At 71.5% G+C, this 18,702-nt stretch carries 18 protein-coding genes; 11 read left to right on the top strand and 7 right to left on the bottom strand.

Annotation, left to right across the window (positions count from 1 at the left end; all coding sequences use genetic code 11):
- Positions 1–51 precede the first annotated feature (51 nt).
- The 4 genes from ACFC0Z_RS07665 to ACFC0Z_RS07650 all read left to right on the top strand — a co-directional run bounded on the left by ACFC0Z_RS07665 (position 52) and on the right by ACFC0Z_RS07650 (position 2,716).
- On the top strand, positions 52–519 hold the full coding sequence (locus ACFC0Z_RS07665; RefSeq protein ID WP_360805835.1) for a nuclear transport factor 2 family protein: 468 nt from the start codon (positions 52–54) through the stop codon (positions 517–519).
- Between the two features lie 149 nt (positions 520–668).
- A complete protein-coding gene (locus ACFC0Z_RS07660; RefSeq protein ID WP_376433875.1) occupies positions 669–1,628 on the top strand; it encodes an alpha/beta hydrolase in 960 nt (319 codons plus the stop codon).
- A 189-nt stretch (positions 1,629–1,817) separates the two neighbouring features.
- Positions 1,818–1,943 (top strand): hypothetical protein, encoded by a 126-nt coding sequence (locus ACFC0Z_RS07655; RefSeq protein WP_376433873.1) that lies wholly within the window; start codon positions 1,818–1,820, stop codon positions 1,941–1,943.
- A gap of 140 nt (positions 1,944–2,083) precedes the next feature.
- On the top strand, positions 2,084–2,716 hold the full coding sequence (locus ACFC0Z_RS07650) for an NADH oxidase (RefSeq protein WP_376433871.1): 633 nt from the start codon (positions 2,084–2,086) through the stop codon (positions 2,714–2,716).
- Between the two features lie 55 nt (positions 2,717–2,771).
- Here the strand turns inward: ACFC0Z_RS07650 and ACFC0Z_RS07645 are convergent, their stop codons facing one another.
- The 6 genes from ACFC0Z_RS07645 to rfbA form a co-directional block, all read right to left on the bottom strand.
- Positions 2,772–3,380 (bottom strand): response regulator transcription factor, encoded by a 609-nt coding sequence (locus tag ACFC0Z_RS07645; protein WP_376433869.1) that lies wholly within the window; start codon positions 3,378–3,380, stop codon positions 2,772–2,774.
- A 130-nt stretch (positions 3,381–3,510) separates the two neighbouring features.
- Positions 3,511–4,671: a sensor histidine kinase gene (locus ACFC0Z_RS07640; protein WP_376433868.1), complete on the bottom strand. Its 1,161-nt coding sequence runs from the start codon at positions 4,669–4,671 to the stop codon at positions 3,511–3,513.
- A gap of 232 nt (positions 4,672–4,903) precedes the next feature.
- Entirely contained in the window at positions 4,904–7,189 is a 2,286-nt protein-coding gene (locus ACFC0Z_RS07635; protein ID WP_376433866.1) for a TOMM precursor leader peptide-binding protein, read from the bottom strand.
- Positions 7,190–7,200: 11 nt separating this feature from the next.
- The gene (locus ACFC0Z_RS07630) at positions 7,201–7,470 is read right to left on the bottom strand and encodes a hypothetical protein (RefSeq protein ID WP_376433865.1); all 270 of its coding nucleotides are present in this window, start codon (positions 7,468–7,470) and stop codon (positions 7,201–7,203) included.
- Between the two features lie 113 nt (positions 7,471–7,583).
- Complete coding sequence (gene rfbB / locus ACFC0Z_RS07625; protein ID WP_376433863.1) at positions 7,584–8,585, bottom strand: dTDP-glucose 4,6-dehydratase; 1,002 nt, start codon at positions 8,583–8,585, stop codon at positions 7,584–7,586.
- Between the two features lie 81 nt (positions 8,586–8,666).
- Positions 8,667–9,563 carry a glucose-1-phosphate thymidylyltransferase RfbA gene (rfbA, locus tag ACFC0Z_RS07620; protein WP_376433861.1) on the bottom strand — a complete coding sequence of 299 codons (897 nt, stop codon included), beginning with the start codon at positions 9,561–9,563 and terminating at the stop codon, positions 8,667–8,669.
- 339 nt (positions 9,564–9,902) lie between these two features.
- Here rfbA and ACFC0Z_RS07615 point away from each other — a divergent pair, with 339 nt between their 5' ends.
- The 5 genes from ACFC0Z_RS07615 (at position 9,903) to ACFC0Z_RS07595 (ending at position 16,478) form a co-directional block, all read left to right on the top strand.
- The gene (locus ACFC0Z_RS07615) at positions 9,903–11,384 is read left to right on the top strand and encodes a DHA2 family efflux MFS transporter permease subunit (protein ID WP_376433859.1); all 1,482 of its coding nucleotides are present in this window, start codon (positions 9,903–9,905) and stop codon (positions 11,382–11,384) included.
- Between the two features lie 163 nt (positions 11,385–11,547).
- The gene (locus ACFC0Z_RS07610; protein WP_376433857.1) at positions 11,548–12,717 is read left to right on the top strand and encodes a nucleotide disphospho-sugar-binding domain-containing protein; all 1,170 of its coding nucleotides are present in this window, start codon (positions 11,548–11,550) and stop codon (positions 12,715–12,717) included.
- A 224-nt stretch (positions 12,718–12,941) separates the two neighbouring features.
- On the top strand, positions 12,942–14,336 hold the full coding sequence (locus ACFC0Z_RS07605) for an NDP-hexose 2,3-dehydratase family protein (RefSeq protein ID WP_376433855.1): 1,395 nt from the start codon (positions 12,942–12,944) through the stop codon (positions 14,334–14,336).
- A gap of 59 nt (positions 14,337–14,395) precedes the next feature.
- Positions 14,396–15,445: an NAD-dependent epimerase/dehydratase family protein gene (locus ACFC0Z_RS07600; RefSeq protein WP_376433853.1), complete on the top strand. Its 1,050-nt coding sequence runs from the start codon at positions 14,396–14,398 to the stop codon at positions 15,443–15,445.
- Positions 15,446–15,491: 46 nt separating this feature from the next.
- Positions 15,492–16,478 (top strand): aldo/keto reductase, encoded by a 987-nt coding sequence (locus tag ACFC0Z_RS07595; protein WP_376433851.1) that lies wholly within the window; start codon positions 15,492–15,494, stop codon positions 16,476–16,478.
- Positions 16,479–16,567: 89 nt separating this feature from the next.
- Here the strand turns inward: ACFC0Z_RS07595 and ACFC0Z_RS07590 are convergent, their stop codons facing one another.
- Entirely contained in the window at positions 16,568–17,266 is a 699-nt protein-coding gene (locus tag ACFC0Z_RS07590) for a hemerythrin domain-containing protein (protein ID WP_376433849.1), read from the bottom strand.
- A gap of 189 nt (positions 17,267–17,455) precedes the next feature.
- Here ACFC0Z_RS07590 and ACFC0Z_RS07585 point away from each other — a divergent pair, with 189 nt between their 5' ends.
- Together ACFC0Z_RS07585 and ACFC0Z_RS07580 are read left to right on the top strand one after the other, a co-directional pair.
- Entirely contained in the window at positions 17,456–17,884 is a 429-nt protein-coding gene (locus ACFC0Z_RS07585; RefSeq protein WP_376433847.1) for an ester cyclase, read from the top strand.
- Between the two features lie 73 nt (positions 17,885–17,957).
- On the top strand, positions 17,958–18,584 hold the full coding sequence (locus ACFC0Z_RS07580; protein WP_376433845.1) for a dTDP-4-dehydrorhamnose 3,5-epimerase family protein: 627 nt from the start codon (positions 17,958–17,960) through the stop codon (positions 18,582–18,584).
- Positions 18,585–18,702 lie beyond the last annotated feature (118 nt).

Here is an 18,702-nt window from a genome sequence, read left to right as displayed (position 1 = left end):
CGAACCGAACAAGCCACAGGCCCGAAACGGCCGACGTCCCAAGGAGCCCGTATGTCCTCCGAGCACGAGTTCAAGCTGCCCGGCGCCGATCTCCCCGCTCCCGACGCCGAACTGCGCAAGAAGCGCGAGGCCGTCGTCGCCGAGCACACCATCGCCGAGTCCGCCTGGGACATCGACGGCGTCCTCGCCACCTTCCCCCGCGGCGGCGTCTACCGCGTCATGGCCTACGAGGAGAGCCCCTTCATCGGCGAGGAGGCCATCAAGAAGGGCTACTTCGCCGAGCTCCAGCGGGCCTTCCCCAACCCCGAGCACGACCTCTTCCACGTCCACCACACCCCGACCGCCGTCATCCTGGAGGCGCAGATGCGCGCCAAGCAGGAGGCCGACTGGCGCGGCATACCCAACCGCGGCAAGACCGTCGAGGCCCCCGTCGCCGTCTTCTTCCACTTCGACGGCGACGTCCTGATCGACGAGACCCTCTACTTCGACATGGCCACCTTCGCCCGCCAGCTCGCCTGACACGCTCCCTGGCGCGCACGGGCCCGACGAGCCGGGGCGCACCCCTTTGCGGGGCACCCCGGCAGCCGGCCCACCACCCCCGTACACCTCACCACCCCGTACGCCCTCACCACCCTGACCGCACCGCCCAGCGACAAGGACCACCACCCATGCGCGCGTCCAGGACCGGCACCACCCCACCGCCGCGGACCCACTCCGCCGGCGTACGCCCGCTCCTGCTCGACGCCGGAGGCCTGACCCTCTCAGGACTCCTCGCCCAGCCCGCCGCCCACCCGCCCAAGGCGGTCATCGTCGCCGTCCACGGCGGCGGCATGCGCGCCGGCTACTTCGACGGCCAGGCCCACCCCGACCTGTCCCTCCTCGCCCTCGGCGCCCGCCTCGGCTTCACCGTCCTCGCCCTGGACCGCCCCGGCTACGGCCACAGCGCCGCACAGGCACCCGACGGCCTGACCCTCACCGAACAGGCCGACGTCCTCAGCGACGCCCTTGACGCCTTCGCCCACAACCACCCCACCGGCCAGGGCTTCTTCCTCCTGGCCCACTCCTACGGCGGGAAACTCGCCCTCACCACCGCCGCCCGCCACCCCGGCCTCCTCCTCGCCCTGGACGCCTCCGGCACCGGCCACCGCTACGGCTCCGATCCCGCCGCCCACCGCCGCCTGCGCCGCCACCTGGAATGGGAACGCAACTGGGGCCCCCTCGCCCTCTACCCGACCGGAACCTTCCGCGACGCCGAGACCCTCATCGCCCCCACCCCCGCCCGCGAAGGCGCCGAAGTACCGCTGTGGCCCGACATGTTCGACGACCTCGCCCCCCGCATCACCCTCCCGCTGCGCCTCACCTTCGCCGAGCACGAGGCCTGGTGGAAACACGACGAGCCGCACCTCGCCGACCTCACCGCCCGGCTCTGTGGCACCCCCGTCCTGAAGGTCGAACGCCAGGCCGGCGCCGGCCACAACATCAGCCTCGGCCACGCCGCCCGCTCCTACCACCTGCGCGCCCTCGGCTTCTTCGAGGAATGCCTCCAGGCAGCCGGCGACGACCGCGCCACCACCCCCCGCACCCGCAGCACCCGTACCCCCGCCCCGGCCGCCGTGGCGGCGGCCTGAGCCGCCGGCCCCGCTGGGGCCCCCGCTCAAGCCCCGGCCAACTCCCGCTCAGCTCCCGCTCAAGTCCGGCTCAAGTCCCGCGCCCGGTCACCTGCGCCACGGTGGTCCCGTCCCGACGGCGCGACACCCGCACCTCCCCGGATCCCCGCGTCCCGCCGTCCCCCCGCCCCATTTCTTGAGGGAGACACCGTGGAACGCTCCGCAAGCCCGCTCATGACCCTGGTCCTCAAGCGCGCCCGCTTCGTCCTGTACCGGTTCACCGCGGCCCTGACCCCCAGCCCAGCCCCCGTCCCTGTCACCGTCAAGACCCCATGATTTCCTCACGTTTTCGGTGTGAGTCCATCGCTGCTGAACGCACGGCAAGCGCGTTCATACTGAAGAGCGTGAGCGTATCCGCGGGGGAGGAGCCAGCCTGTCGGCCGTCGGCTCCGTCAGCCCGAGGAGGTGTGCCGGTCATGATTCCCGCCCCCGAAGACGCCCCCTTGCGTCTGCACCATCTGTGGTCACTGCACGAGGACACGGCCGTCGGGTGGGACGAGGAAGGTCAGGCGCTGCTGCTGAGCGGCCCGCAGGGCACCGAACGCATCGAGGCACCGGCCAGTGTCGTCGCCGAGGCGCTGCACCGCATGGAGCTGGGGCCCATCCGCCTCGCGAACCTCCTGCCGCCCGCCGACGACACCCTGCCGGCCGGACAGGACGGCTACACCGCGGTCCTGTCGGTGCTGCGGGACATCTCCCACCTGGTGATCAGGACCCTGTCCATGGAAGACCTCAAAGGACCGGTCCTGTCCGTCGTGCCGGCCCGCCGCACCGCCCGCTTCGTCCCGGCCATGGTGCCGCCGCAGCGCACGGTCGCCTTGCGGGCGGGGGCGACGATCACGGTGCGCGGCAACGCGTTCTGGCTGGAGTGCCGGGGCCTGGAGCACCGGGTGGAGATCCACCGGCCCGAGGCGATGTGGGTGGTGTCGCTGCTGGCGTGGCCGACGACGCCCGACGCCCTGGTGGAGGTGGCGCCGCTGCCGGCCGAACTGACCCTGGCGGTCCTCGCCCACCTCGCCGGCGCCGGCATGACCGTCACCACCCCCTGACAACCAGCCCGGGACAACCGCCGCGCACCCGCCCGGCCGGACAGCCCGGCCTGGGTCAGACGAGCCAGCCCGACTCGCGGGCGATGCGGATGGCGTCGACGCGGTTGCGGGCGTTCAGCTTGGTGACGACCGTGGTGAGGTAGTTGCGTACGGTGCCGACCGACAGGTGCAGCTGGGCGGCCATCTCCTGCGGTTCGGAGCCCTGCGCGGCCATCTGCAGCACCTCGGTCTCCCGTATCGTCAGCGGGCTCTCACTGCCGCCCCAGGCGGCCAGGGCCAGTTGCGGGTCGATGACCCGCTGGCCCGACGCGATCCGCCGCACGGCCTGGGCCAGGTCGCTGGGCGGGGCGTCCTTGAGGAGGAACCCCGACACGTGCGCGGACATCGCCCGGCGCAGCGTGCCGGGCCGGCCGAGGCTGGTGAGGATCAGCGTGCGGCACTCCGGCAGGCGCTCGTGGAGGAGCTCGGCCGCGCTCAGCCCGTCCATGCCGGGCAGGTCGATGTCGATGATGGCCACGTCCGGCCGGTGCTCGCGTGCCAGGCCGAGGATCTGGTCGCCGCGTTCGAGCTCGGCGACCACCTCGAGGTCGTCCTCCAGATTGAGCAGGGCCACCAGAGCGCCACGGACCATGTGCATGTCTTCGGCCAGGAGGATCCGGATCATCGTCGCCGTCCACCGTTCTTTCACTTACCGGGAAACTGTCGAAACCAGCCGCTGACAAGGCTGCGTACGCCACGCGGCTCACGGGCCGCGGCGCAGAAGAACAAGAAGAAAGGGAGGGGGAGGGGGCGGGTCAGGCCGGTGTGCGGGGCGCGGGGTCGTGCTGCCTGACCGGTGCCTCGGCCGTGAGCCGGAACAGTTCCTCGCTCTCACCGGTGCCGGCGGGGGAGCAGGTGACGCCCTGGGCGGTCAGCCGGCCGCCGATGTCCTCCAGGCGCCGCTTCAGGTTGCCCAGGCCGCTGCCGCTGTGCGGGGACGGCGGGTGGGAGCCGGCGACCAGGCCGTCGTTGGCGATCGACAGCCGTACGACCTCGTCCTCGACGCGGGCCGATATCCAGCAGCGTTCGGCCTTGGAGTGCCGCAGCAGGTTGGTGACGCCCTCACGCAGCACCGTGGCCAGCACGGTCGAGGTCACCCGGCCCAGATGGTCGATGGCGTCCTGGGTGTCGACGGTGACGTCGATGTCGGCGGCGGCCAGCACGGAGGCGGCCGAGGTCAGCTCCGAGGCCAGGGACATCTCCCGGTAGCCGCTCGCCACCCGCCGTACGTCGGCCAGCGCCTGACGGGAGACGACGAGGACCTCGTCGACCTCCTCGCACGCCCGGTCGGGATGGGCCGGGATCAGGCGGCGGATCAGCTCGCTCTTGAGCGTCACCGCGGACAGGCTGTACCCGAGCAGGTCGTGCAGGTCGCGGGAGAACCGTAACTGCTCGTTGCTGACCGCCAGCCACGCCAGGTCCGCGCGGGCCTTGTGCAGCTGGTCGACCAGCGCCGTCAGACGGCTCAGACCGTAGACGACCAGACCCGTCAGCGCGGTCGTCTGCGCCAGGTAGGCGATGTCGACGGCACCCCGGCCGTTGAGGTAGCCGGTCACCGCCATGCTCAGCGCCGTCAGCCCGTACAGCGTCCAGCCCGCCGCCCCGGTCCGCAGGACCAGCAGCACCGAGCCGGCGAAGAACCCCGCCATCGCCCCCCAGTACACCCCGAACCACACCAGCGGCAGGTAGGTCAGCGCGCCCTGGGCGGCCAGGGTGAGGATGTTGGTGCGGGTGCGTGCCGTGTCGATGCCGGGAGCGGAGTGCCGCAGCTGTAACAGGAACACCAGCGTCAGGCAGATCACCGCGAGGCTCAGGCCGTACGCGTCGAGCGACAGGGAGAGCAGGTTGAGGAACGTGATCCCCAGGTAACAGCCCAGCGCGGCCAGCAGGATGCCCCGCGCGGTCCTGGTGGCCACACTGCCCTGGTCCCGCGTGGACCCGGCATGCGACGGGGATCTGTCCGGACCGGCGCCGTCCATTTCTCGTCTCCCCCTGATATCTCGACGAAAATCCGAACAACAGGCCGCCATTCTAAGCAGGTTGGATGATCTGTGGAGCTCAACCTCATAGGGTGCGTCGCCGCCCCGCCGCGAAGGCCGGGGCGACAGCACCACGCCAGGGGCACGTCACACGTACAACGGGCAGGCCTCAGACGAACAGAGGGATCGGATTCAGCCCCTCGTACGGGGTGGCCCGCTCCAGCCTCCCCAGCGCCACCGGCACATCGAACAGCCGCCCCGGCGCGTACCGGGCCCAGAAGTGACGCAGGCCCGGAACGATCACCTTCACCACCGGCATCCCGATGTCCGGCCGCGTCTGGTCCAGCGCCAGCAGCTCAAGCCCCTTGCCCGCCAGCAGCGAGGTGATCGCCGTGACATCGTCCAGGAGATCGTCACGCACCTCGTACACCCACGACGCGGGCGTCCTCGGCGCCACCGCCGGATCCGGCGCCAGATACGGCTGGTTGGCCACCGTCGCCTGCCGCCACCAGCGCACCGGCAACGGATCGGTGATGCCGTACCCGCCGCCGGGACGGTCCCGGTTCACGGCCGGCAGCAGCTGCCCCGTCTCGGTCAGCGCCCGCCGCAGCGCGACCGCCGGATCGAAGTGCGCGCCGAACCCGAACACGATGTCCTCACTCGGCCCCTCCACCCGCCTCGAGAGCGCCACGATCGCGGGAATCCCCAGATCCGAGGTCAGATCCAGCGCCCACAGCTCACGGCCCAGCCGCTGGTGCCCCTCACGGATCCGCCCGATGTACGGCTCGTGGAAGGAATCCAGGTCGATACCCGGCTGAGCCGTCCGGTTGTACCACCACAGGGCGACCGCGTCGCGCTCCACCAGCTCCATGAACCCCTGCAGCAGCGCGTCCTCCGGGCTGCTGCCGGCCGCGTTGCCGTTGGAGTCGGCGTACGGGCCCGGCGCGCCGGCGGTGGCGGAGAAGTACAGCATCGAGGTGGGCAGCAGCCGCTGACGCCGCTCGGTCAGCGACCACACCGGCGTCCACTCCACCGGCCGGTTCGTATCGAACGGCTCGGGCACGTGATGGAACGGCGAACCCGACCGGTTCCACCGCTCCCGGTCACGGAACTGCTCCTGCGCGTACAGCTGGCAGACGTTGGGGTGCAGGGCCTGCTCGCCCAGACCCCGCAAGCTGTCCACCACCACCGGCTCGTCACCGTGCCGGGTCCCCGAGTAGCGCTCCACCGCCTCGCACAGCGCACTCGTACGGGCCTCGGTGTCCGTCAGCCCCTTCCCGCCGCTCTGCGACCGCAGCCCCGCCGGCCCCCGGTCCCGCATCGCCAGGTTGTGCCCCGACACATAGGTGGTGGCGAACTCCGGCGCACCGGGGGAGGGTTCGAGGTGCGGGATGATCCCGGTGATCGGGCTCACCAGATGCTGGTGGCGCTTGAGAAGCTGATCCGGGCTGAGCGCCCGGTGGTCCCCGCCGCCGTGCCCCGCCTTGGGCCGCGACACCGGAACGAACGGCGCCGACACCCGGCGGCCCGTCAGCCCGCCCTCCCCGCACGAAGGGCACTGCGGAATCCGCGACACCGCGTGGACCCGGGTGTGCAGCGTGAGCGTGTCGACCGTACGCACCGAACCCTGGTCGGCGTACCGCAGCCCCGCCAGCCACTTCGCGGCCTCCAGGACCGCGCTCTGCGCGGCCATCACCCGCCCCGCCTGCAGCGAGGCGGCCGGCCGCAGCAGCGGCCGGTCAAGCCCCAGCGCCCGCTGCAACGGCCGGTCATAGCCGCGGTGCTGCTCCAGCCGGTAGGCCAGGCACGACCAGCACGGCCCCTCACCGGGACGGAAGAACGGGCCGATCCACGGCTCGAACCCGCACAGCCGCGTCAGCAGCCACGGCCTGCCCGCCGCCCGGTGCTCCGCGTCGACCCGTTCCAGCTCGGGGGAGAGGTAGTCGTCGCACAGCACCAGCGTCAGATCGGTGTCGGAGTCGGTGACACTGAGCCCGGACTCCGCGCTCGCGCTCAGAACCGGACCCGCGTCCACCCCGGCCAGCGGCCAGATCCGCAGCCGCGAGCCGTTCAGCCCCGCCGCCGCCCGCGCACCGTCCAGCCCCGCCAGATCCCAGTAGGCCTCCGCGACCGGATCGCTGCCCGCCGTCGCCCGCCCGGGACGCTCGAAACGCAGCAGCCCCGCGTCACTGAGCAGACACAGCCCGTCCTCCGCCTCCTGACGCGTCAGCGCCGGCGCGGCCGCGGCCAGCACCTGGGCCGGGGACCGGGTGCCGTCCAGCAGCGGAACCAGCACATCGGCCAGCAGCCCGTGCAGCGTCGTGACGCCCTGACGGGAGACCAGATAGGTCGCCTCGCCGGGAACGGTCGCCGGACGCAGATGATGCCTGAAACCCACCAGGGTCGAAGCGTCCCGCAGGGCGGCCCGCCCGGCCTCGACGGAGTACGGCGACACGGACTCAGGTGTCATATCCAGGCCCCCGCGACCGCGTCGCCCTCGACGGCCGCGAACGCCGAGGCCGAGGCCATGGCGAACTCCCCGGGCGGCGGGCCGGCGCACAAGGTGAACGAGGCGGCCGCCGGAACCGCCGGCGCCGGCGCCGGCGCCGCGCACAGCGTGAACAACGCGGTCGACGTGAACGCATGGTCAGGCAGTTCGACCACGAGGAACGGACGCGCGGGAGCCTGCGGGGTCATGCGCGCCGGGACGGAGACGGTGGCACTGGCGTGGCTCATCGGAGAAGGTCCTCACTGACGCGATCGGCTGGTGCTCCAATGGCCAGGATTCTTCGTGAGCCAGTGAGGTGACGGACAGTGTCGCCTTCACCGGTGGCGGGTGAACTATTCACTCAACCGGAGCTGACACCTCCATCAGCCTTCTCCTTCAAAGGCTCCCACCAATCACGGTTCTCGCGATACCACTGAACAGTTTCGGCCAGCCCCTCCTCGAAACCCTTCCGCGGCTTGTACCCGAGCTCCTGACGGATCTTCGTGCAGTCCACCGAGTAACGCCGGTCATGACCCTTGCGGTCCGCGACGTAACGGACACCGTCCTCCCAGCTCACCCCGCACGCCGCGAGCAGCATCCCGGTCAGCTCCCGGTTCGACAGCTCCGTACCGCCGCCGATGTTGTACACCTCGCCCGCACGGCCCCGCGTCCGCACCAGCTCGATGCCCTGTACATGGTCATCGATATGCAGCCAGTCACGGACATTGCCACCGTCCCCGTACAACGGCACTTTCCTGCCGTCGAGGAGATTCGTCACGAACAACGGGATGAGCTTCTCAGGGAAGTGATGGTGCCCGTAGTTGTTCGAGCAGCGCGTCACCCGCACATCCAGACCATGAGTCCGGTGGTACGACAGCGCGATCAGATCACTCGACGCCTTCGACGAGGAATACGGCGAATTCGGGCTCAGCGGATCGCTCTCCGGCCACGACCCCTCCTCGATCGACCCGTACACCTCGTCCGTCGACACGTGCACGAACACCTCGACACCGGCACGGTGCGCCGCGTCGACGAGCGTGTGCGTACCCACCACGTTCGTCCGCACGAACTCCGCGCCCCCGTCGATCGACCGGTCCACATGCGACTCCGCCGCGAAGTGCACCACCTGGGCGTGCTCCGCCATCAGCTTGTCGACCAGCTCCGGGTCACAGATGTCACCCTGCACGAACGAGAACTGCGGATGCGCCCGCACCTCGTCGAGATTGGCGGGATTCCCCGCATACGTCAGCTTGTCCAGCACCGTCACCGACACGTCCCCCGGACCGTCGGGACCCAGCACCGTACGGACATAGTGCGAGCCGATGAACCCGGCCCCGCCCGTCACCAGAACACGGGTCGTCATGACACGCCCACCCGCACGTCGACGGGGGCAGCAGCTCGTACAGCGAACATGGCTTCGTTCTCCTTCTCAGGCCACACGGACTCAGGCCACACGGACGGTCGGCATCGGACGGTGACGGGCGGCGACCTCGGAGACGTACTCCCCGTACGCCGTCCCCGCCATCTCCTCACCCAGACGCAGGCACTGCTCGGTGGTGATGAACCCGCGGTTCAGCGCCACCTCCTCGACACAGGCGATCCACACGCCCTGCCGCTGCTCCACCAGCTGGACGTACTGCGCCGCCTGCAGCAGCGAGTCGTGCGTGCCCATGTCCAGCCACGCGAACCCGCGCCCCAGCTCCGTCAGCCGGGCCCGGCCCTGCCGCAGATAGGCCAGGTTCACATCGGTGATCTCCAGCTCGCCCCGCGCCGAGGGGGAGAGGTTCTTCGCGATCCCCACCACGTCGCTGTCGTACAGATACAGCCCCGTCACCGCGATGTCGGACCGCGGATGGGCCGGCTTCTCCTCCAGCGACACCAGCCGGCCGTGCGCGTCGACCTCCCCGATCCCGTACCGGTGCGGATCGCGCACCCGGTAACCGAACAGATGCGCCCCGTCCAGGCGGCGCAGCGCGTCGTCCAGCAGCACCGAGAACCTCGGCCCGTGGAAGATGTTGTCGCCCAGCACCAGCGCGACCTGGTCGTCGCCGATGAAGTCCGCCCCGATCACCAGCGCGTCGGCGATCCCGCGCGGCTGGTCCTGCTCGGCGTACTCGATCCGCAGCCCCAGCCGGGAGCCGTCCCCGAGCAGCGACCGGAAACTGGCGGAGTGATCGCGTGAGGAGATCACCAGGATCTCCCGGATCCCCGCCAGCATCAGCACCGACAACGGGTAATAGATCATGGGCTTGTCGTAGACCGGCAGGATCTGCTTCGACAAGGCGCCGGTCAGCGGGCGCAGCCGGGTGCCGCTGCCGCCGGCGAGGATGATGCCCTTCATCGCTCGGTTCTTCCTCTCACTCTCGGTGGGTGGATGCGGCAAGGGGGCCCCACGGCCCGCACGAGTCCCGCAAGCCCGATGGTGTGGCGGCCCGATCGAGCCACGGCGGAGAAGAACTGGAGACCCACCCGCCCCCACGGGCCCCTGGCCGGCCGCGTGCCGGAATCCACCAGCGCTCAAGCACCCCTTCCTAGCCTCGGTGCGACGCCCGCGCGGCGTCGGCAACGGCAGACAGCACGGCGCCCCGCTCCCGTACTCACGTACGACCGGCGCCGCGTCACCGGCTCACCCGACGACCAGCCGTTGTCCCCCCTGGTGGATTCGGAAGGAAAACCCTGAATGAGTACTGACAAGGTCACCGCCGGCGGCGGTGCGGCCGGGGCGGGGAGGTCCCCCGGCCTGGCCACACTGATCACGGCCCTCGCCACCTTCATGGCCGGGCTCGACAACCTGGTGGTCCTCGTTGCGCTGCCCACCATCAGGGACGAACTCGGTGGCAGCCTCGAAGACCTCGAATGGACGGTGAACGCCTACACCCTCTCCTTCGCCGTCCTGATGATGTTCGGCGCCGCCCTCGGCGACCGCTTCGGACGCCGCAAGGTGTTCATCGGCGGCCTGCTGGTCTTCACCGCCGCCTCGGCCGCCGCCGCCCTCGCACCCGGCATCGGCGAACTCATCGCCGCCCGCGTCATCCAGGGCGCCGGTGCCGCCGTCGTCATGCCGCTCTCCCTCACCCTGCTCACCAGCGCCGTCCCCGCCGCCAAGCGCGGCGCCGCCCTCGGCATCTACAGCGCGGTCGGCGGACTCGCCATCGCCGGCGGCCCGCTGGTCGGCGGCCTGGTCACCGAGAACCTGTCCTGGCAGTGGATCTTCTGGATCAACGTGCCCGTCGGCCTCCTCCTCATCCCCGCCGCCTGGCGCGGACTCGCCGAGTCCCGCGGACCCAACAACCGCCTCGACATCCCCGGCACCCTCCTGGTCTCCACCGGCATCCTCGGCCTCGTCTACGGCCTGATCCGCGCCAACGGCCACGAAGGCTGGGGCGCCCCCCTCGTCATCGGCCCCATGATCGCCGGCGCCGTCCTCGTCGTCGCGTTCGTCGTCTACGAACAGCGCTCCAGCGCCCCCATGCTGCCCATGCGCATGTTCCGCAACCGGGCCTTCAGCGCCGTCAACGCCGGCGGCCTGCTCCAGGCCTTCGCCATGTACGGCGTCGTCTTCCTCATCACCCAGTTCATGCAGAACATCCAGCACATGTCGCCGACCGAGGCCGGCGTGCGGATGCTCCCGTGGACCGCGATGCCCCTGCTCATCGCCCCCGTCGCCGGCATCCTGTCCGACAAGATCGGCGGACGTCCCGTCGCCGTCTTCGGACTCGCCCTGCTCGCCGCCGGCTTCGCCTACTGGGCGCTCGTGATGAGCCCCGACTCCTCCTACGTCGAGCAGCTGCCCGGCTACCTCCTCGGAGGCGTCGGCGTCGCCTGCTTCTTCGCCCCGCTCATCAACCTCACGATGAGCTCGGTCGACGAAAGCGAACAGGGCATCGCCTCCGGCTCCACCTCCGCCATGCGCGAGCTCGGCGCCGCCCTCGGCGTCGCCGTCCTCACCAGCGTCTTCACCCACAACGGCGGCTACGCCTCCGGGCAGAACTTCGTCGACGGCTTCGTGCCCGCCCTGTGGGTCGGCGCCGCCGCCATGGCGATCGCCGCCGTCGCGATGCTCTTCGCCACCCGGCCCGCCGCCGCCACCGAGCAGGACAGCACCGTCCCGGACACCGCGGAGGCCGCCGGCGCCCAGCCGGTCACCTCCGGCGCCCGCTGACCCCCGCCCGCACACCAGCGGCGACCCGCGGCCCGACACGACCCACCTGTCGGGCCGCGGTCCGCACCCCACCCCCACCCCCCCCACCCCTCACACGTCCACGTACCGGGGCCGGGCCCCACCCCGAGCCCCTCCCCGCCCCGGCAGAAAGGCCGCGCACGCCATGAAGGTCCTCTTCGCAAGCCTCGGAAACTACGGACACGTCTTCCCCCTCATACCGCTCGCCCAGGCGGCGCACGAGGCCGGACACGAGGTCTGGTTCGCCACCCACGCCCAGTTCCACCCCACCGTCGAGAAGGCCGGCCTCACCCCCGTCACCGCCGGCCTGACCGTCCCCGAGGCGTTCATCGAGGCCGCCGGCGGCCAGGCGTTCCTGGAGGCCAACGGCGGCGCCGTGACGGCCAGCGACATCCCGCCCGAGGTCCTGGCCACCCTGGCCGTCAAGGCGTTCGGCTCCGTCCTGCCCCGCAGCGTGTACGCCGGCCTCACCGCCGCCATCGACACCCTCGCCCCCGACCTCGTCGTCTACGAGAGCCTCAACCCCGGCGCCGCGTTCGCCGCCGCCGCCACCAACACCCCGGCCGTCGCCCAGTCCATCGGCCCCGCCACGCACAACCCCGAGATCGTCTCCGAGCTCTTCGCCACCGCCGCCGACCTCGGCGTCGCCGGCAAGCTCGGCCACGACGCCGCCCTCGGCAACCCCTACATCGACATCTGCCCGCCCGCCGTGCAGAACCCCCACTTCCTCGCCTCCGGCGTCCGCATCATCCCGCAGCGCCCCACCGCCTACAGCGAGCCCGGCGAACTGCCCGCCCACGTCACCCAGGGCGAAGGCCCGCTCGTCTACCTCAGCTTCGGCACCGTCGTCACCTCCGCGGCGCGCCTGCGGACCGTCATCGACGGCCTGCTGCCCCTCGACGTCCGCGTCCTGGTCGCCACCAGCTCCCTGGTCGACCCCGCCGAACTCGGCGACCTCCCCGACCGCGTCACCGCCCTGCCCTGGGTCCCGCAGGCCGAGGCCCTGCGCCACGCCACCGTCGTCATCCACCACGGCGGCCACGGCACCACCCTGACCACCCTCGCCGCCGGCCTGCCCCAGCTGATCCTGCCGGCCGAGGGCGACGGCTTCGGCAACGCGCCCGCCGTCGCCGCCACCGGAGCCGGCCTCACCCTCATCGGCGACGAGGTCACCTCCGAAGCCGTCACCCGGCAGGTACGGGCCCTGCTCACCGACCCCGCCCACCAGGCCGCCGCCGACGCCCTCGCCAAGGACATCGCCGCCCTGCCCGGCCCGGCCGACACCGCCGCCCGCCTCGCCGAGTTCACCCGCTGAACCCGTCCCCGTACCCCCGCACACGCACGCCCGTGCCCCGCGCCCGACGACGAAGCGCGGGGCACCGGCACACCCGCACACCCGCACACCCGCGCGCCGGCGTACGGGGGTACGGGGGAGGGGCCGGGCTCCAGCCGATCCCGAGGCAGCAGCGAGGGCCCCGGCCTAGCTTTTGGCGAAACGAACCAGCCACCGCGCCCGTACCGTCGAAAGGACACAGCCAGATGCAGCCCGAGGTGAACGGCGCCGACGACTTCCTGGCGTCAGCGCTGGAGCCGAAAACCCCGCTGACCCCCGACGCGGGCGCCTTCCTCATGGAACGGGAGGAATCCGCCTCCTACGACGTCGAACGCGTCCCCCTGGCGGCCCTGCCCAACTGGCACCTCGGCGACCGGCTCAGCCGCGCGGACGGCAAGTTCTTCACCGTCGAAGGACTGTCCGTACGGACCGACTTCGGCCCCGTCGCCCAGTGGTCCCAGCCCATCATCGTCCAGCCCGAGATCGGCATCCTCGGCATCATCGTCAAGCGGTTCGACGGCGTCCTGCACTTCCTCATGCAGGCCAAGATGGAACCGGGCAACACCGCCTTCGTCCAGTACGCCGCGACCGTCCAGGCCACCCAGAGCAACTACCGGCGCGTCCACGGCGGCCGGGCCACCCCCTACCTGGACTACTTCCTCGAAGGCACCCGCCGCCGCGTCCTGTTCGACCAGCTCCTGTCCGAACACGGCTTCTGGTACCTCAACAAGAGAAACCGCAACATGATCGTCGAGGTCCCCGAGGACGAGGACGTCGTCGTCGAGGACGACTTCACCTGGCTCACCCTCGGCCAGCTGCGCCACCAGCTCCAGCTCGGCAACCGCGTCAACATGAACGCCCGCACCGTGCTCTCCGGCATCGGCTACGGCTCCGCCACCGCCGACCGCGCCCTGCCCACCTACGCCGAGCAGCCCGACGCCTTCCACGCCGACCTCCTCGCCTCCCACACCACGCCGTTCACCGGCCCCGGCCTCGAATCCACCCTGACCTGGCTCTACGACCAGAAGGCCACCTACAGCCTGGACGTGCGCCGCACCAGCCTGGCCGACATGGACGAGTGGATCTGCGACGAGGACAGCATCCGCCACCGCGACGGCCGGATCTTCGACATCATCGGCATGTCGGTGAAGGCCACCAGCCGCGAGGTCGGCACCTGGTTCCAGCCCATGCTCGAACCCCGCCCCGACAACGCCGTCGCCCTCATCTGCCAGCGCCGCGGCGGCGTCCTGCACTTCCTGCTCCAGGCCACCATCCAGCCCGGCCTCACCGACCGCCTCGAACTCGGCCCCACCATCCAGTTCTCACCCGGCTACCACCGCGGACCCGAGGACTTCCCCCCGCTGACCTCCTACCTCGACGCACCCGCCGCCTGGACCCGGCTGGACTCCATCCAGTCCGAGGACGGCGGCCGCTTCTCCAAGGCCGACACCCGCCACCTCGTCGTCGAGATACCCGAGGACCACACCCTGGAAGCGCCGGAGAACTACCGGTGGCTCACCCTCGGCCAGCTCCACCACCTCACCCGCTTCGGCTACCACGTCAACGTCGAGGCCCGCAGCCTCGCCGCCTGCCTGCTCTGACCCCCCCCATGACCGAACCACCCGCCACCCACCCCACCGACCCTCATGGAGGCACGGGCGTGAGCACCAACCCCCCGGCCGAGAACACCCCCGCCGACAACACCCCGGCCGACAACACCCCGCTCATCGTGGTGCTGGGCGCCGCCGGCTTCGTCGGATCCGCGGTCCTGCGCGAACTGGCCCGGCACCCCGTCCGCGTCCGGGCCGTCTCCCGCAGACCAAGCCCCGTCCCCGCAGGCGCCCGCGCCCGCATCGACGTCGTCCGCGCCGACCTCACCGAACCCGGAGCGATGGCCGCCGCCGTCGCCGGCGCCGACGTCGTCATCCACGCCCTGGCCTTCCTCGAAGGCGCCTCCACCTGGCGCATCGCCGACGGCGACCCGGCCGCCGAACGCGTCCACGTCGGCCTCATGCGCGACCTCCTGCGCACCCTCGCCGACCGCCCCGCCACCCCCGAGCCCCCCATCGTCCTGTTCACCGGCTCGGTCACCGCCGCCGGCGACTTCGACAAGGACGTCCTCGACGGCACCGAACCCGACCGCCCCAAGGGCTACTACGAACGCCTCAAACTCGAAGCCGAACGCCTGCTCCTCGCCGCCGACGCCGCCGGAACCGTACGCGGCGCCTGCCTGCGCCTGACCACCCTGTACGGCTACAGCCCCGCCTCCACCGCCCGCGACAAGGGCATCGTCTCCACCATGACGCGCCGCGCGGTGGCCGGCGAACCCCTCACCATGTGGCACGACGGAACCGTCCGCCGCGACCTCCTCCACGTCGACGACGTCGCCCGCGCCTTCTGGGCCGCCACCGGCCGCATCGACGCGCTTCACGGCCGGCACTGGCTCGTCGGCACCGGCCACGGCGCCGCCCTCGGCGACGTCTTCGCCCAGGTCGCCGCCCTCGTCGCCGAACAGACCGGCAAGGACCCCGTCCCGGTGACCTCCGTCCAGCCCCCCGAGTACGCCGAGGTCAGCGACTTCCGCAGCGTCCGCGTCGACTCCACCGCCTTCCGCGCCGCCACCGGCTGGGAACCGCAGGTCACCCTCGAAGAAGGCCTGCGCTGGACCACCGAGTTCTGCACCGGCGGCCACGAGACCACCGTCTCGTGAACACCCGGCTCCACCCCTCACCCCGACCGACCAAGGAGAAGGACGCGTGATCCACACACAGCTGGGCCGGACCGGTCTGCGGGTCAGCAGGCTCGCCCTCGGCACCGTCAACTTCGGCGGCCGGGTCGAGGAACCCGAGGCCCACGACCTCCTGGACCACGCCCTGGACCAGGGCATCAACCTGGTCGACACCGCCAACATCTACGGCTGGCGCGTCTACAAGGGCCACACCGAGGAAGTCATCGGCCGCTGGCTCGCCGCCCGGCCCGGCCGCCGCGACCAGGTCGTCCTCACCACCAAGGTCGGCGACCCGATGGGCGAGGGCCCCAACGACCACGGCCTGTCCGCCCGCAACATCGTCGCCTCCTGCGAGGCGTCCCTGCGCCGCCTGGGCACCGACTGGATCGACATCTACCAGATGCACCACCTCGACCGGACCGTCGGCTGGGACGAGGTCTGGCAGGCCATGGACCTCCTCGTCACCCAGGGCAAGGTCCGCTACGTCGGCTCCTCCAACTTCGCCGGCTGGGACATCGCCGCCGCCCAGGAAGCCGCCCTGCGCAGAAACAGCCTCGGCCTGGTCACCGAACAGTGCGCCTACAACCTCGTCACCCGCCACACCGAACTCGAGGTCATCCCCGCCGCCCAGGCCTACGGACTCGGCCTGTTCGCCTGGTCACCCCTGCACGGCGGCCTCCTCAGCGGCGTGCTCGGCAAACTCGCCACCAACTCCGCCGTCAAGTCCGCCCAGGGCCGCGCCCTGGAAGCCCTCGACACCCAGCACGACACCATCGCCGCCTACGAGAAGCTCTGCGCCGACCACGGACTCGACCCCGCGATCGTCGGCATGGCCTGGACCCTGGCCCGCCCCGGCGTCACCGGCGTCGTCATCGGCCCGCGCACCCGCCGCCACATCGACGGCGGCATCGAAGCCCTCACCACCACCCTGCCCCCCACCCTCCTCGCCGAACTCGACACCCTCTTCCCCCCGCTCGGCAACGGCGGCCCCGCCCCCGACGCCTGGCTCACCTGACCTCCGTACCGCCCCCGCACACCCACCCGTAAAACCCTGCTGCCCCGCCGAGCCGAAGCTCGACGGGGCAGCAGCACGTACCAGGGGGCTCAGGCCACGCCACGCACCCGCCGCAGCGTACGGGCGTACAGCGGCGGCCCGAACACCCGCCACACCACCCGCACCGGCGCCGGCACATTGCCGAGCATGACCCGCTGCTCCCGCTCGTCGGCGTCCTCCATCACCATCCCGAAGAACTTCATCAGCTTCGTCTTCGGCGTGTGCAAAGCGAAATGATCACCCAGCGCACCGAACTCCTTCGCCGTCAAGAACCGCTCGGCCAACGGCAGCAGGTGCTCCTCCTCGTCGTCGAGGTGCTCCACCAGCACCGCACGGTGCTCCTCGATCGCCGCCACGGCCCGGTCGCGAAGCCCCGCGTCCGCCGCCCGCGCCCACGCCACGACCAGCTCACCCGCGGCGGCCAGAGTCGCCGCGACCCGCTCGTGCTCCGCCTCCATCCGCTCCACCACATCGCGCTCGATGCCCACCCGCGCGAACAGCAGCGGCCACAGCAGCTCGTCCTCGCCCCGGTGGTGGTTGACCAGCCCCGAACGCAGGTCACCGAAGTGATCGGCGAGGACCGCGGCACGCGCCACGTCACCCGGCGCGACCACGGCGATCATCTCGCCTATCAGCCGCAGCTCCCGGCGGAAGGCACGGTGGACGATGCGCATCTCCCCGGCATCGAACCCGCCGTACCCGGAGTCGGACCCGGTGGCCGGGGAGGGGCGTTGCGTGGACGAAGCCATGGCGTATTCCTCTCGTGACGGTCCCGGAACACGAAAAGAGGCCGGGATCCCTCCCAGCTTGACCCCAGGCCACTCGAGTCCCGCTTGAGCCGCCGCCACCGGGCCCTGCTCCAGAGCCGCTCGAGAGCCTGCGGCCATGCTCTCAGCGACTGTTCCCACCCACCCCGAGCCGACCGAGGAAGGCCCCCTATGCCGAACAACCACCACGCCCTCGTTGAGAGCTTCGTCGCCATGGTCAACAGCCACGACGTGAGCACCATGGAGGAGCACACCGCGGCCGGACACATCGACCACAACCCCGGCGTCGCCGACGGCATCGACGCCAACCGGGGCTTCTGGACCCAGGTGTTCACCGCCTTCCCCGACCTCAAGGCCCACCTCCACGACGTCATCGGCGAAGGCGACCGCGTCGCCGCCCGCATCGAGTACACCGCCACCCACCAGGGCACCTTCCTCGGCATACCCGCCTCCGGCCGGCCGGTGAACTTCCAGTCCATCGACATCTGGAGGGTCGAGGACGGGCTGCTGGCCGAGCACTGGGACCAGCTCAACATGGACGACCTCTTCCGCCAGCTCGGAGCCGACCCCGCCGCCCTCGCCGCCCTCGCCGCGCACTAGCCCGGGAGGAGCGCGGGTCATGGCATCAGCGCTGCTCCAGCCGGTCTTGAGCGACGGCCGCTACCTTCGTCCCATGGAAGTCAGCAGCCTGGAAATCAGCGAACTCGCCCTGCCCGGCGCGTTCCTGCTTTCGCCCCGGGCCGCCCAGGACGAGGTCGTGGTCCGCTACGAGACGTTTCGTCAGGACGACGTCGAGGACGCGATCGGCCGGCCCTTCGCGATCCGGTACAGCGACCTGTCCGCCGCGCGACGCCTGGTCCTGCGCGGCATCCACGGCACCGCGGGCGAAAGCGGCCGCGCCCGGCTGTTCGACTGCGTCAGGGGCTCCGCCCTCCACGTCGTGGTCGACCTGCGGGTCGGGTCCCCGGACTACGGACGGCACGAGATGGTGTGGCTCGACCACCGCGACGCCTCCAGCGTCTTCGTCTCCGAAGGCCTCGGCCACGCCTGGCTCGCCCTGGAGGACGACACGGTGATCGCCTGCCACAGCTCCCGGCCCGACACCCCCGGCACCGGCTACACCGTCAGCGCCCTCGACCCCGCCCTCGCCCTGCCGTGGGGGCTCACCGGGGAACCGCTGATGTCGGACGAGGACCTCGCCGCACCCACCGCGGCCGAGGCCCTCGCCCAGGGAATCCTGCCGGCGTACGAGGACTGTCTCGCGCTCTACGACCGGCCCCCCTCCACGGCGGAGGACTGAGGAAGAAACCACCGAGCCACCACCCGTCCGGCACACCCCCCTTCCCGCCGGACCCAGGGGCCCCGCACGCCGCACGGCGCGCGGGGCCCCGCCGCGTGCCCCCCCCCCCCCCCCCCAC

This window comes from Streptomyces sp. NPDC056144, assembly GCF_042264145.1.
In the GTDB taxonomy this organism is placed as follows: domain Bacteria; phylum Actinomycetota; class Actinomycetes; order Streptomycetales; family Streptomycetaceae; genus Streptomyces.
This window is presented reverse-complemented; position numbering and strand designations above follow the sequence as displayed.